General features: G+C 69.9%; 13 protein-coding genes. 11 read left to right on the top strand and 2 right to left on the bottom strand.

Annotated features, from left to right (window positions below; all coding sequences use genetic code 11):
• Positions 1–112: 112 nt before the first annotated feature.
• Positions 113–652 carry an RNA polymerase sigma factor gene (locus STSP_RS21250; protein ID WP_067280408.1) on the top strand — a complete coding sequence of 180 codons (540 nt, stop codon included), beginning with the start codon at positions 113–115 and terminating at the stop codon, positions 650–652.
• Complete coding sequence (locus STSP_RS21245) at positions 652–1824, top strand: CU044_5270 family protein (RefSeq protein WP_067280406.1); 1173 nt, start codon at positions 652–654, stop codon at positions 1822–1824. Before STSP_RS21250 ends, STSP_RS21245 begins: the two co-directional genes overlap by 1 nt.
• Positions 1825–1829: 5 nt before the next feature.
• Here the strand turns inward: STSP_RS21245 and STSP_RS21240 are convergent, their stop codons facing one another.
• On the bottom strand, positions 1830–3860 hold the full coding sequence (locus STSP_RS21240; RefSeq protein ID WP_232789739.1) for an FAD/NAD(P)-binding protein: 2031 nt from the start codon (positions 3858–3860) through the stop codon (positions 1830–1832).
• 26 nt (positions 3861–3886) lie between these two features.
• Positions 3887–4981, bottom strand: coding sequence for an amino acid ABC transporter permease (locus STSP_RS21235; RefSeq protein ID WP_067280404.1), 1095 nt, complete (start codon positions 4979–4981; stop codon positions 3887–3889).
• Between the two features lie 696 nt (positions 4982–5677).
• Here STSP_RS21235 and STSP_RS21230 point away from each other — a divergent pair.
• The 9 genes from STSP_RS21230 to STSP_RS21195 all read left to right on the top strand — a co-directional run bounded on the left by STSP_RS21230 (position 5678) and on the right by STSP_RS21195 (position 14497).
• Entirely contained in the window at positions 5678–6646 is a 969-nt protein-coding gene (locus STSP_RS21230; protein WP_067280402.1) for an ABC transporter substrate-binding protein, read from the top strand.
• Positions 6646–7410: an amino acid ABC transporter ATP-binding protein gene (locus STSP_RS21225; protein WP_067280399.1), complete on the top strand. Its 765-nt coding sequence runs from the start codon at positions 6646–6648 to the stop codon at positions 7408–7410. Before STSP_RS21230 ends, STSP_RS21225 begins: the two co-directional genes overlap by 1 nt.
• A gap of 362 nt (positions 7411–7772) precedes the next feature.
• Complete coding sequence (locus STSP_RS21220) at positions 7773–8837, top strand: amino acid ABC transporter permease (protein ID WP_078067370.1); 1065 nt, start codon at positions 7773–7775, stop codon at positions 8835–8837.
• Entirely contained in the window at positions 8834–9628 is a 795-nt protein-coding gene (locus STSP_RS21215; RefSeq protein ID WP_067280392.1) for an amino acid ABC transporter ATP-binding protein, read from the top strand. Before STSP_RS21220 ends, STSP_RS21215 begins: the two co-directional genes overlap by 4 nt.
• A gap of 78 nt (positions 9629–9706) precedes the next feature.
• The gene (locus tag STSP_RS21210) at positions 9707–10732 is read left to right on the top strand and encodes an ABC transporter substrate-binding protein (protein ID WP_067280390.1); all 1026 of its coding nucleotides are present in this window, start codon (positions 9707–9709) and stop codon (positions 10730–10732) included.
• A 122-nt stretch (positions 10733–10854) separates the two neighbouring features.
• Positions 10855–11592, top strand: coding sequence for a GNAT family N-acetyltransferase (locus STSP_RS21205; RefSeq protein ID WP_067280387.1), 738 nt, complete (start codon positions 10855–10857; stop codon positions 11590–11592).
• 28 nt (positions 11593–11620) lie between these two features.
• Positions 11621–11773, top strand: coding sequence for a putative leader peptide (locus STSP_RS41010; RefSeq protein ID WP_332835386.1), 153 nt, complete (start codon positions 11621–11623; stop codon positions 11771–11773).
• 73 nt (positions 11774–11846) lie between these two features.
• Positions 11847–13091: an LLM class flavin-dependent oxidoreductase gene (locus tag STSP_RS21200; RefSeq protein WP_232789738.1), complete on the top strand. Its 1245-nt coding sequence runs from the start codon at positions 11847–11849 to the stop codon at positions 13089–13091.
• Between the two features lie 20 nt (positions 13092–13111).
• Positions 13112–14497, top strand: coding sequence for an NtaA/DmoA family FMN-dependent monooxygenase (locus STSP_RS21195; RefSeq protein WP_067280385.1), 1386 nt, complete (start codon positions 13112–13114; stop codon positions 14495–14497).
• Positions 14498–14509 lie beyond the last annotated feature (12 nt).

Below are 14509 nucleotides of genomic sequence, written 5' to 3'. Positions count from 1 at the left end.
TCGTATCCTCGGGCGCCTGCCCACGGATTTCCCCATGGCGGGCTGTAACACCTCAGGCCTCACGGACCACTACCTTTCGACAGCAACACCCGGACCAACGGAGGTGCAGGCGGTGGCCGACGAGGCAGAGCGCTTCACGGCGCTGTACGACGCCTGTCGACAGCACGTATGGGCATACGCGGCCAGCCGCGCGGGTCGGCAGGTCGCCGACGAGGTGGTGAGCGAGACGTTCGTCGTCGCGTGGCGGCGGTTCGCCGACGTTCCCGAGCCGCCGCTGCCGTGGCTGCTCGGCGTGGCCCGCAACGTGCTGCGCGAGAGTGTCCGTGCACAGGCACGCCGGGAGGCGCTGACCGCCGAGTTGCAGGGCGGGGCCGAACTCACCGAGGAGGACTTCGCCGACGGGGTGGCCGACCGCAACCTCGTTCTGCGCGCTCTGGCCTCACTCGGCGAGGACGACCGCGAGGCGCTCATCCTCGTCGCCTGGCACGGGCTGCGCTCCCATGAGGCCGCCGAGGTCGTCGGCTGCTCGGCCACCACGATGCGGGTCCGGCTGCACCGGGCGCGCAAGAGGCTCGCGCAGGCGCTCGACACGGCACGTGCAGTGACCCTCACAACGGCTCGGGTGCGGATCGCAGTTGGAGAGGAATCCTGATGGACGAGGACGTGATGGGGCTGCTCGCCGCTGCCCGGCCCGCGTATCTGGACCCCGATCGCCCCGTGGACGAGGCCACGCGGCGCACGGAGCTCGCCCGAGCGCTGGCGCAGCCACGCCGCCGCAGGTCACTGCCGCGCACGATGTGGCGCTTCGCCAGGCCGGGTTGGGGGCTGGGCCTGGTGGGCGCGGCGGCCGCCGCGGCTCTGGTGGTGGCTACCACGGCCACCCACCCGAGCCGGACGGGAGACCCCGGCGGGGCCGCGCAGGCGAGCCCGGCCACGCGCGTCCTGCTCGCCGCCGCGGAGCGAGCGAGCCGGCAGCCGGAACTCGACGGGCGCTACTGGAAGGCGGTGCGCATCGAGCGGTACCTGACGGCGGCGGTGGCCGAGGACGACCCGTACACCATCAAGGGAGGGCACCGTGCGACGGAGTGGACCGACACCAAAACGGGCCGCAGCTTCCAGACCAGCTACGACCTGGGCTTCAGCCCGACCGGACCAGCGGACGTGGCGGCGTGGAAGCGAGCCGGATCGCCGGAGCGGATCAAGATCTGGGCGCCCTTCGGAAAGGCCAACCTGCGGCTGAAGGAACCTGACTACGCTTCCAACCGCTCCCCGCACATCACCACGCCCAAGAACCTGAAACCGTATTACATCGGGCGCTTCGTGTCGCTGAAGGCGCTGCGTTCCCTGCCCACCGATCCGCAGCGACTCAAGGCCGAACTGCTCAAGGGATACGACCGTGAGGCGGCACAGGGGCAGTCCAGGAACGAGTGGCTGTTCTCCGTGTCTCAAGGTCTGGTCCTCGACCTTCCCGTCACACCGGACGTGAGGGCCGCGACCTTCCGGATGCTCAGCGGGCTGAAGGGGCTCACCGTCATCGACCACGTCAAGGACGCCCAAGGCCGTTCGGGCACGGCCGTCGCCCTGAAGGCGAGCAGCGGCGGAAAGGACGGCGGGCAGGTCGAGAACCGGCTGGTCTTCGACGAGACCACCTCCGCAGGGCTGGCCTACGAGACGGTGGTGGTGAAGCCGGACGACAAGTGGACCAAGGGCTTCCAGCCCGGCACGGTCCGCGCTTCGATGGCCGTCATCAGCACGGACTCGACGGACAAGGGCCCCGAGAAGTGGCCCGCGGAAGAGCTGCCCACGGAGCGAGCCAAGCGCTGACCGGGCTACTCGGACAGCACGCGTCCCGGGGGCGGCCACGAGGTCACCGGTCCTGCTCCGGTCGGGTCGAGGTCCTCACCGCGCCCCGCGGACAGCGCCCTCAACAAGGCGCGTGCCGCGGCGTCGTTCTGCCGGAAGGCCGGGGCGTTGGTGCGGGGACGGGCGAAGGCGGCGACGCCGCGGACGTTCGTCGGGGCGCCGAGCGCGATCCGGCGGGGATGAGGGCCGCCGAGCGTGGGGTCGACGACATGGCTCGCGCCGTCTGTCGTGACCGTCAGCAGACCGGAACGGTGGGTGTGCGTGGAGTCGCTGATGACCTCCTCGCTGAGGGCGCCTGCACGGTGCAGGCCCCGCAGCAGCGGGTCCTCGGTACGGCCGAGGGAGGCGCCCGGAAGGTACGCCTCGATCAGCGCGGTCGCCGTGACGGTGTGCCCGGGAACGGTGGGGCTGGACGCGGTGAAGGTGCCGCTGTCCTCGTCGGTGCCGACCCGCAGGCCCGCACCGAGGAAGCGGACGACACCCGCCCGGGACAGGGCGAGCAGTTCGCGCAGCCGGAAGCCGGGCGGCCCGGACGCCAGGAAACTGAAGAAACCGTGCCACCAGCCGTCCAGCCCCTCGGCGAGGGAACGGGCGGTCAGCCGTCCCGAGTCGACAAGGCGGGGCAGCTGCCCGTAGACGGAGAGCAGGGCGAGGAACGCACCGAGGTCGGCACTGTGGGCGCTGTCCTCGCGGCGGGCGACGTCCTGGGCGATGTAGTCGCGCAGGTGCTCCTGGAAGGCGTCCGGCGTGGCGAAGGCCAGGCCATCGAGCGGACGGTCCAGCGCCTCGAAGTCCAGACGGTCCGCCGGATCGGGCACGGCCCGGGCGACGAGTGTGGTCATCTCGTCGGAGTACCAGCCGAGGCGGTCGTACGCGGCGAGGAACTCCGGCCACGGCAGTGCGGTGCGCTCGGGGTGGGCGTGGAACAGCTCGTGGTAATGGGCGAAGCCGATCTCCTTGGCCATCAGCGGCCACACGTCGCGGCGCAGGTCGAGCGGACGGCCCAAGGCGAGCAGGGCGTCTACGGCATCGGGCCCGAAGTGGCGCGGCAGGGGCGGCCGCGGGCCCTGGAGCTGGTAGCGGGTCTTGGAGTGGTACGGGACGCCCCGGCGCGACCCGACGTACAGGACGGGCTCGTGGCCCGAGGCCAGATATGTGAGGCTGCCGTCGGCCTCCGTGCGGTACGTGCCGCCGCGTCCCTCGGTCAGCAGCACCATGAGGTCGACGAAGGCCAGCCCGAAGCCTCGCAGGATGACGGTCTCGCCCGGCCGCAGCGCCGACAGGTCGACATCGGACGAGAACGCCGGCGGAAGGTGGAAGCGCCCGTGGCGGCGGGCGAACCGGGTCAGTTTGCGGTGCCCGGCGTCGGGCACGGCATCCAGGTGCCCCTGGGTGAGGAGGACCAGGTCGGCCTCGACCGGTGTCGCACTGTCGGCCAGGTGTACCTGCTGCGGGCCGTCCGGCGTGCCGGTGACGGCGGTCGCCGTGGTGCGGTGCCACTCGATCGTGACGTACGGCGGCAGTTCGGTCAGCGTCCGCCGGAAGACCCAGTCCAGATAGGCACTTTGGGCGCGCCGGGTGGCGAAGTCGGTCCCGGTGAGCTCGCGCAGTTCGCCGAGGACGTCCGGATCGGCGGGCTCCGCGTACGGCGCGAAACGCACGTCGCCACCGGAGAACTGGGCAGCCCACTCGGCCAGCGTCGGACCAGGCCGCACCGGACCGTCGATGACCGAGGACTCGTCGGTGAACATGGTGACGTCCTCGGCCATGGAGTTCATCCGCAGCAGCGGCGACTGCTCGTGCCGCCATACTCTGCCGGGCCCCGGTGGGTGAGGGTCGATCAGGTGGATGTGCAGGGGCCGGCCATCCCACAGCTCGGGCGCATTGGCGGCGATGCGTTCCAGTACGCCCGTGGCGCGCGGGCCCGCGCCGACGACGGCAAGGACGGCGGCGGGCCAGGTGGCTGCCGGTGCGGTGATCACTGGTGCGTCGGTCACCGGTACGTCGGTCACTGGCGCGTCGGTCACCGGTCACCGCCGGTCGCGGGCCGGGCGTCGGCGGCGGTCGCCGCGCGCAGCCGGATGCGTACGGCGGCCAGCTGCCCGCGCAGCCGTTGCAGCGGGGTGGGCGGCAGCTCCCGGGCATTGCCGCGCGCGTAGTACCGCTCGACGTAGAACTGCCCCGCGCTCAGCACCGTCGTCACGGCGATGTACCAGAGGGTGGCGACCATGAGCAGCGGGATGACCTGGTACGTCTGGTTGTAGACCAGCTGCACCGAGTACAGCAGGTCGTGCACGGCCAGCACGCTGACGATGCTGGTGCCCTTGAGCGTGCCGATCAGCATGTTGCCGGCGGTCGGCACGATCGACCGCATCGCCTGCGGGATCACGATCCGGCGCAGTGTGCGCGCCCTGCTGAGACCGAGAGCCTGGGCGGCCTCCGTCTGGCCGGAGTCCACGGAGAGGATGCCGCCGCGCACCACCTCGGCCGCGTACGCCGCCTCGTGCAGGGTGAGTCCGATCACGGCGGTGAGCGTGGGACCGAGCAGGTTCACCGTCTTGACGGTGACGAACTCCGGGCCGAAGGGGATGCCGAAGCCGAGCGTCGGGTAGAGCGCGCCGATGTTGAACCAGAACAGCAGCTGCACAAGGAGCGGGGTGGAGCGGAAGATCCACACATAGCCCCAACTGAGCGTGCGCAGCACCGGGTTGCCGGAGAGTCGCATCACCGCCAGCGGCGTGCCGAGCAGAAAGCCGAGCACCATCACCGCGCCGGTCAGCCACAGCGTCAGCAGTAGCCCATCGAGCACGGCACTCGTGGTGAAGTACCGGCCCACCACGCCCCATTGGAACGCGGGGTTGCGCACGACGGAGTTGACTACCATCGCGAAGACCAGCAGAGCCGCGGCGGCCGCGAGCCAGCGGCCGACGCGGCGGCGCGGCACGATCCGCGGCAGGTCGTCGCGGCCGGGGGTGACGGCCGTCAGGTCATGCGTGGCGGGGTCTTCGGCAGCCGGGCCCTTGGTGCCCATGCCTTTGGCGGCAATGCCTGTTGCGGCCGGGATTGCGGCCGGGATGGATTCGGCCTGAGCAGTGGTGACTTCGGAAGGCGAGACCATCGGAGGTTCTCCGGGAGAGGGAGTGGCGGGGCGTGGGTGACCATGCGGTGGCACACGTACGCAGACATCGCGCGGATACGAGCAGGCATCGGAGCAGGCGGACACTGCGCGGATACGGTGCAGGCGACACTGCCCGCGTACGGTGTGCGACCGGGTGCCGGCGTCATCACGTTCGCCGCGTCCCTCAACGCGGCCGGAGGGGCCCCGCGCGAGGCGGAGCCGGTCCGCCCTCGATCGTATGTGCCGCCAGCATGGATCTGTCAACCGCCATGGATGTGTCAACAGAGCCCGGGAAGAGGGCCCGGGAACCGGTCAACTCCCGTCCGGCATCCGGGCACTGGTTGACGGGACGCCGAATGTACTGCTCAATTGGCCGCATGAATGCCGATCAGCGTCTGGTCACGCGCGATCACATCGACTTCGGTCGAGTGTGGTCTGCAGCGTGTTGCGCCTGACCCGGCAGCGGGCTGTCTGACCGGCCCTTCCCTCCCTCGGTGAACCCGTCGCGGGCCGAGTTCTGCCCTCGCACCGCCGCCGTACACGTGCGCTGACACGTCGTACCGGCGGTTCTGCGCAGCCGGGCGCACGCTGCCGCCTCACCACCTCCGCCCGAGGCCCATGCCCCAGGCGTCATCACTGCTGGACCCACTCCGCCACAGGCATACGCACATACGCACCTGAAAGGCTCCCGGCTCCGTGAACCTCCCAGGGATCAGAACCCCTCTGCGCCTGCTCGCCGCCTCCGTCGCGCTGCTGCCCCTGCTGGCACTGACCGCGTGCGGCTCGGGAACGGCCGACGACACTGCAGCCGCGTCGGCGGCTGGTGCCAAGGCCTCACCCGCGCCCAGCGACAACCCGGTCGCCTCCGTCCAGAAGGTGGACTCCATCGCCGCCCTGCTGCCCGCCGACGTACGCAAGGCGGGCACCCTGCGCGTCGGCAGCTCGACCGGAACCCCGCCCGCGGCGTACTACCCGGACGGGACGGGCAAGCCCCCCGCAGGCCAGGACATCGACATCGCGAACGCCGTGGCCAAGGTCCTCGGCGTCAGACTGGAGCGCCAGGACGCCTCCTTCGAGACGATCCTGCCGGCCCTCGGCAGCGGCAAGTACGACTTCGGGACCGGCAACTTCGGCGTCACCGCCGAACGCCTGAAGACCATCGACTTCGTCACCTACATCAACGACGGCCAGGGCTTCGCCGTGAAGAAGGGCGACACGAAGCTGGGAACGAAGGTCACCGGACTCACGCAACTGTGCGGGCTGACCATCGGCACCGGCGCCGGCACCACGTTCGAGGCGACGCTCGAGGCGCAGAAGGGCGTCTGCGCCAAGGCGGGCAAGAAGCCGTACGACGTGAAGGTCTTCTCGGAGAACGCTGCGACCCTCACCGCGCTCCAGCAGGGCCGGATCGACGTGATCATGTCCACCATCAACGGCCTGCGCTACCAGGCCGCTCAGCCCGCCGCCGGGACCACCTTCCTCGGCGAGTTCCACCGGCTCGACGTCGGCTTCGCCTTCAAGAAGGGCTCCAAGCTCACCCCCGCCTTCCAGGCCGCGGTCAACCAGCTGATCAAGGACGGCACGTACGACAGGATCCTCAAGAAGTGGGGCACGTCGGCCTCCGCGATCGAGGAATCGCGGATCAACCCGCCCGAGGAGAGGTGATGAGCGACGTCATGGTGGACGTGCACGGCGTCCACAAGAGCTTCGGGCCGCTCGAGGTGCTGCGCGGCGTCGACCTGCAGGTCCGGGCGGGCGAGGTCACCGTGATCCTCGGCCCGTCCGGCTCGGGGAAGTCCACGCTGCTGCGCACCATCAACCACCTGGAGAAGCTGAACCGCGGCTGGATCAGCATCGACGGGGAGCTGATCGGCTACCGCCGGTCCGGCGGCAAGCTGCACGAACTGAAGGAGAAGGAGGTTCTGAAGCAACGTACCCATATCGGGTTCGTCTTCCAGAACTTCAACCTCTTCCCGCACCTCACCGTGCTCGAGAACCTCGTCGAGGCCCCGGTGTCGGCGCTGCGACGCCCACGCAAGGACGCGGTGGCGGCGGCCGGGAGGTTGCTGGAGCGGGTCGGTCTCGCCGACAAGGCCGATGTCTACCCGCGCCAGCTGTCCGGCGGGCAGCAGCAGCGGGTGGCCATCGCCCGCGCCCTCGCCCTCGAACCGAAGGTGCTGCTGTTCGACGAGCCCACCTCCGCGCTCGACCCGGAGCTGGTCGGCGAAGTACTGGATGTCATCAAGGACTTGGCCCTCACCGGGACCACCATGATCGTGGTGACCCATGAGATCGGGTTCGCCCGCGAGGTCGCCGACACCGTGGTGTTCATGGACGGGGGAGTGGTCGTGGAGCAGGGACCGCCCGCGGCCGTCCTGGACGATCCGCGGCAAGAGCGCACCCGGGCCTTCCTCTCCAAGGTCCTGTGAGCGCTCTCGCCGCTGGGTCGAGCTGATGGTGACGGCGACGTACGCAGCTCCGGGGATGGCCGCTTGGCGGCGCCACGGTCGCGTGTCGACGTATGCCAACCGTCCCGTCGATCTGCTCCGCGTCAACAGTGCACTGTGTTGCGTCCCCTGTCGCGTTCTCTGTCAGGGCTGACGGCTTTTTGAATCCCGTCACCGCTGACGGCTTGCTGCATCACTGACGTTCGCCGCCGTCGCGGCGTTCTCTCCCCCGAACCACCCCCGGTTCCGCCCGCTCCAGTGCGCTTCGTCGCGCAGAGATCCTCCCGCTCTGCCGCGCCGTAGTCGCCTGCGGGTCCGGGTGTCCGAATCTGCTGGAGTCCTCCATGAGTGAACGTCCCGGCTCTGCTGTGTCCTCCGGCTCAGCACCCCCCGCCGAGGCGATACCCCGCCCTGAACCCTCCTCCGCCGTGCTGCACACCGCACCGCGGTCTCAGGGCCCCGCTGAAGAGACCGAAGGGTCCGGCGGCGACGCCCAGACGCGGCTGCTGTCGGCGCAGCGGGTGCTTCCCCTCAGGCGCCCCGGCCGGTGGATCGCCACGGCGGTCGTGCTGGTACTGGTCGCCCAGATCGGCCACGGGCTGCTGACCAACCCCTTCTACCAGTGGGACCGTTTCCAGTACTGGTTCCTGCGCCCGGTGATCCTCGACGGCCTGGTCATCACCCTTGAAGTGACGGCGTACAGCGCCGTGCTGGGGCTGCTCGGCGGCATCCTGATCGCGCTCGGCAGGCTCTCCGGCAGTCCGGTGCTACGGGCCGTCAGCTGGGTGTACACCTGGCTGTTCCGCTCGATACCGCTGATCGTCGTACTGATCTTCCTCTACAACTTCAGTGCGCTGTACAAGACGTTGAGCATCGGCGTGCCGTTCGGGCCGGCCTTCTTCACCTTCGACGAGTCGCGGCTGGCCACCGACATCGTCGTGGCGGTCGTCGGACTGAGCCTCAACGAGGCCGCCTACGCCGCAGAGGTGGTGCGGGCCGGCATCCTCTCGGTCGACCAGGGACAGCACGAGGCGGCAGCCGCGCTGGGGCTGCCGAAGCGCTACCAGTTCGCCCGGATCGTCTTCCCGCAGGCCCTGCGCTCCATCACCCCCAACTACGTCAACCAGCTGATCGGCCTCATCAAGGGCACGTCCCTGGTCTTCTACGTGTCGCTGCTCGACCTGTTCGGCTCGGTGCAGACGATGGGCAGCACCTATCCCGGCGACATCGTGCCGCTGCTCCTTGTCGCCACCGTGTGGTACCTGATCCTCACCAGCGCCGTGTCCGTCGTCCAGTTCTACGTCGAGCGGCACTTCGCCCGGGGCGCCACGCGCACCCTGCCGCCGACTCCGTTGCAGAAGCTGCGCACCGGCCTGCGGGAGCGTGCGCGCAAGGAGGCCGCCGTATGACCGCCGAGACGCTCGAGACGCCGGCGATACGCCCCGCCGCCGTCGAGGTGCACGACGTGCACAAGTGGTACGGCGCCCACCGGGTGCTGGACGGCATCGACCTGACCGTGCAGCCCGGCGAGGTCACCGTGATCCTCGGCCCGTCCGGCTCCGGCAAGTCCACCCTGCTGCGGGTCATCAACCACCTGGAGAAGCCCGAGATCGGCTACGTCAGCGTCAACGGCGAGCTGATCGGCGTACGGCGGCACGGCGAGCGGCTGAAGGAGCTCAGCGAACGGGCCATCCTCGCCCAGCGCAGCCGGATCGGCTTCGTTTTCCATAATTTCAACCTCTTCCCGCATCTGACCGTCATGGACAACGTCGCTGCCGCACCCGTGGCCACCAGGAAGCTCACCAGGCCCGAGGCTCAGGAGCTGGCGCGCGAACTGCTGGGCCGCGTGGGCCTCGGCGACAAGACCGATGCCTACCCGCGGCAGCTGTCCGGCGGGCAGCAGCAGAGGGTGGCCATCGCCCGCGCACTCGCCCTGCGCCCGGGAATCATCCTGTTCGACGAGCCCACGTCGGCGCTCGACCCCGAACTCGTCGGCGAGGTCCTGGAGGTCATCAAGGACCTGGCGACCAGCGGCACCACCCTCGTCATCGTCACCCACGAGATCGGCTTCGCCCGCGAGGTCGCCGACCGGGTCGTCTTCATCGACGGCGGCCGCATCGTCGAACAGGGCCCGCCCGCCGAGGCGCTGGACAACCCGCGGCACGAGCGGACCAGGGACTTCCTCAGCAAGGTGCTCTGACCCGCCTCCGTATCCCCGTACTCCCCGCAACAACCTCCGTACCCCTTCCACCGCCTTTACTCAGCGACAAGGACAGCCATGCCTACCCACTTCTCTCGACGCAGCCTGCTGCGCGGCATCACCGCGGCGACCGCCGTGGCCACCCTCGCCACCGGTCTCACCGCCTGCGGGGGAGACAGCGATGCCGCCACCACCACCGATGCCGCCGCCACGGGCACCGTGACCGTGGGTCAGCTGTCCAACCGGGCCGCACAGCAGGCCGAGTTGAAGGTCTCCGAGGTCAAGTCGATCAGCGCCGAGCTACCGGAGTCCGTCCGCAAGAGCGGCAAGCTCGTGATCGGTGTCGGCGCCCTGCCCGACGGCTTCCCGCCTCTCGCCTACGTCGGCTCGGACCAGAAGACCCTCACCGGCGCCGAACCCGACTTCGGCCGCCTGGTCGCCGCGGTCCTCGGGCTGCAGCCGGAGCTGAAGAACTCCACGTGGGAGAACATGTTCGTCGGCATCGACAGCGGCAAGGTCGACGTCGCCTTCTCCAACATCACCGACACCGAGGAGCGCAAGCGGAAGTACGACTTCGCCTCCTACCGGAAGGACAACGTCGGCTTCGAGGTGCTGAAGTCGAGCACGTGGAACTTCGACGGCGACTACGAAAACCTCGCCGGGAAGACCGTCGCCGTCGACAACGGCACCAACCAGGAGAAGATCCTCCTCGAGTGGCAGGCGAAGCTGAAGAAGGAGGGCAAGAAGCTCACCGTCAAGCACTTCGCCAGCAAGAACAGCACCTACCTGGCGCTGACGGGCGGGAAGATCGACGCCTACTTCGCCGCCAACCCCGGCGTCGCCTACCACATCACGCAGACCGCCAAGTCACCCAACCCGACGCGCAGCGCGGGCACCTTCTCCGGCGCCGGCGCCACGCTCCAGGGCCTGATCGCGGCGACCACGAAGAAGGACAGCGGGATCGCCAAGCCGGTCACCGACGCCATCAACCACCTGATCAAGAACGGTCAGTACGCGAAGTGGCTGGCCGCCTGGAACCTGTCCAACGAGGCCGTCGAGAAGGCAGAGGTCAACCCGCCCGGACTGCCCCTCGACAACTCCTGACAGCCCATCGCATGACTCGTGCAGCCCGTTGAACGGCCCCGCCACCGTGGCACGACGACCATCGCCGGTGGCGGGGCCGTGGGGATGCTCCCCACACGTCGCATACGGAGACCCGAACCGCCATGTCCACCAGCGTCCACCCGGCCGAGGCGCAGAGCCCCGCGGCACCGCACATCCTGGACAACCCCGCCTGGGCCGCACTGACCGGCCCCCACGCCTTGTTCGCCGAGCGCGTCGGCCGCGCCGCCCGCTACCCCGCGGACGTATCCCCGTTCACCGCCCTGGCCGACCCGGACGACCCGGGCGCCTGGGACGACCTGGCCGCCCTCGTCGGACCGGGCACCTCTGTGGCGGTCACCGGAGTACAGGGCCCTCCGGACGGGTGGGAGGTCGTGGAGAGCGGTCAGGGCGTGCAACTCGTCGACACGGCACTGCACGCCGAACCGACGGCGGCAGCGGTGCGGCTCGGCCTCGACGACGTGCCCGAGATCCTGGGGCTGATCGCCCTGACCAAGCCGGGCCCCTTCCTGCCCCGCACCGTCGAACTCGGCACCTACCTCGGCATCCGCCACCATGGGCGGCTCATCGCCATGGCGGGCGAACGGCTCCGCCCGCCCGGCTGGACGGAGATCAGCGCGGTGTGCACCCACCCCGACCACCGCGGCCGGGGGCTCGCGACCCGCCTTGTGCGTGCGGTCGCGGCGGGCATCAGGGAACGCGGCGACACGCCCTTCCTGCACGCGGCCGCAAGCAACACCAACGCGATCCGCCTCTACGAGTCGATCGGCTTCACCCTGCGCCGACGCCCCCACTTCCTGTTCCTGCGGACTCCGGGCGCCCACCCGGAACAAACGGCGTAGTCGTGCTGTTCTCTGCAGGCGGGGCGCGATGCCCCACCGATCCCGAAGGGCGGAGGTGACGCACGTGCGACTCGCTTCCTGCCGCCGCGTCATGAAACTCGCCCCGCGCCACCGCCTTCGTCTGTACTCCCGGCCCCACATCGACCTGCAGCGTGTGGCCGGCGCGCTCTGTTGCTCCTGACCTGTTGCCTCGAAGCCGAACCCGGCGCGTGAGGTTCGGCTCTCTCGTACGATCGATCAGGAAGGCACTTCCCGTGTCCTCATCGTCTTCTTCGCTGCCTGCTTCACCCCTGTCCTCCACTTCTCTCCACCTCGCCGTCGCGCTCGACGGCGCAGGCTGGCACCCGGCTGCCTGGCGCGAGCCGGAGGCCCGGCCGCTGGACCTGTTCACCGCCGGATACTGGGCCGACCTGGTCATCGAGGCCGAGCGCGGCCTGCTCGACTTCGTGACGTTCGAGGACGGCCTCGGGCTCCAGTCCTCACACTTCGCGGAGCCGGACGGTCGTACCGACCAGGTGCGTGGTCGGCTCGACGCGGTACTCATCGCCGCCCGTGTCGCTCCGCTCACGCGGCACATAGGACTCGTACCGACTGTGGTGGCCACCCACACCGAGCCGTTCCACATCTCCAAGGCCATCGCCACACTCGACTACGTCAGCACCGGTCGCGCGGGGCTGCGTATCCAGGTGTCGGGGCGGCAGAACGAGGCGGCCCACTTCGGCCGCCGTACGTTTCCGCGATTCGGCATCGAGGATCTGGACATGCCCGGCATACGGGAGTTGGTCGCCGAACTCTTCGACGAGGCCGCCGACTACGTCGAGGTGGTCCGTCGGCTGTGGGACAGCTGGGAGGACGACGCCGAGATCCGCGACGTCGCCACCGGCCGCTTCATCGACCGGGACAAGCTGCACTACATCGACTTCGAGGGGCGGCACTTCAGCGTCAAGGGACCCTCCATCACCCCTCGCCCGCCTCAGGGACAGCCCATTGTCAGCGCGCTGGGGCACGAGACCGTCCCGTATCGGTTGATCGGGCGCTCAGCCGACATCGGGTACGTCACCCCACACAACACCGCGCAGGCCCGCGCCATCGTCGACGAGATCCGCGGCGAACAGCAGGCGGCGGGGCGAGCCGACGAGCCGGTGCACGTCTTCGGGGACCTCGTGGTCTTCCTGGACGACGACCCGGCCGAGGCGGCCGCCCGCCGTGCTCGCCTCGACGAGCTCGCGGGCCAGCCGTACACCAGCGATGCCCGGATCTTCACCGGAACGCCGGGGGAACTCGCCGATCTGATACAGGAATTGGCGGCCGCTGGACTGACCGGCTTCCGGCTGCGCCCGGCCGTCGTCGGCCACGACCTCCCGAAGATCACCCGGGGCCTGGTCCCCGAACTCCAGCGCCGCGGCGCCTTCCGGACCGCGTACGAGGCCGACACCCTCCGCGGGCTCCTCGGACTCGCCCGCCCTGCCAACCGCTATGCAGCCGCTGCCACCGCCTGAGCCGGAGGGACCGTACGACCATGAGCAAGCCGAGCAAGCCGCTGAAGCAGATCCATCTGGCCGCCCACTTCCCCGGCGTCAACAACACCACCGTGTGGAGCGACCCCGAGGCCGGCAGCCACATCGAGTTCAGCTCCTTCGCGCACTTCGCGCGGACCGCCGAACGCGCCAAGTTCGACTTCCTGTTCCTCGCCGAGGGACTCCGGCTGCGCGAACAGGGCGGAAATATCTACGACTTGGACGTCGTGGGACGCCCCGACACCTTCACCGTCCTGTCCGCCCTGGCCGCCGTCACGGAACGTCTCGGCCTGACCGGCACCATCAACTCCACCTTCAACGAGCCTTACGAGGTGGCCCGCCAGTTCGCCAGCCTCGACCACCTCTCCGGCGGGCGCGCCGCCTGGAACGTCGTCACCTCGTGGGACGCCTTCACCGGCGAGAACTTCCGCCGTGGCGGCTTCCTCCCGCAGGAGGAGCGGTACTCGAGGGCCAAGGAGTTCCTCAGCACGGCGAACGAACTCTTCGACTCCTGGCACGGGGACGAGATCATCGCCGACCAGGCGACCGGCACCTTCCTCCGGGACGCGAAGGCCGGAGCCTTCGTGCACCAGGGCTACCACTTCGACATCGAGGGGCAGTTCAACGTCCCGCGCAGTCCGCAGGGCCGCCCGGTGATCTTCCAGGCGGGCGATTCGGACGAGGGCCGGGAATTCGCCGCGTCCAGCGCGGACGCGATCTTCAGCAGGTACAGCACCCTCAAGGAAGGCCAGGCGTTCTACGCGGACGTCAAGGGCCGCCTCGCGGAGTACGGCCGCACGCACGACCAGCTGCTGATCCTGCCCGCCGCCACCTTCGTCCTCGGCGACACCGACGCCGAGGCGCAGGAGCTGGCCCACGAGGTACGCCGGCAGCAGGTCAGCGGCGCCACCGCGATCAAGCACCTGGAGTTCGTCTGGAACCGCGACCTGTCCGCGTACGACCCGGACGGCCCGCTTCCCGACATCGACCCCGACCCCGGCGAGCACACCATCGCCCGCGGCCGCGCCCAGGTGCGGATGTACCGCGACCCGCTGGCCATCGCCCGCGAATGGCGGGAGCTCGCGGCCGCCAACAAGTGGTCGATCCGCGACCTGGTCATCGAGACCGGCAACCGCCAGGCCTTCGTCGGCTCCCCGGCCACCGTCGCCAAGACGATCGACGACTTCGTGCAAGCCGACGCCAGCGACGGCTTCATCCTCGTCCCGCACATCACGCCGGGCGGTCTCGACATCTTCGCCGACACCGTCGTGCCGCTGCTGCAGGAGCGCGGCGTGTTCCGCACCGAGTACGAGGGCACCACGCTGCGCGACCACCTCGGCGTCGCACACCCCGACGCCGGCGCGCCGGGTGAGCGGGTGGCGTCGTGACGCGCGCGGGGC

This window comes from Streptomyces jeddahensis (assembly GCF_001642995.1).
GTDB lineage: Bacteria > Actinomycetota > Actinomycetes > Streptomycetales > Streptomycetaceae > Streptomyces > Streptomyces jeddahensis.
The sequence above is the reverse complement of the archived record's forward strand: the minus strand, read 5'-3'. Positions and strand labels throughout refer to the sequence as shown.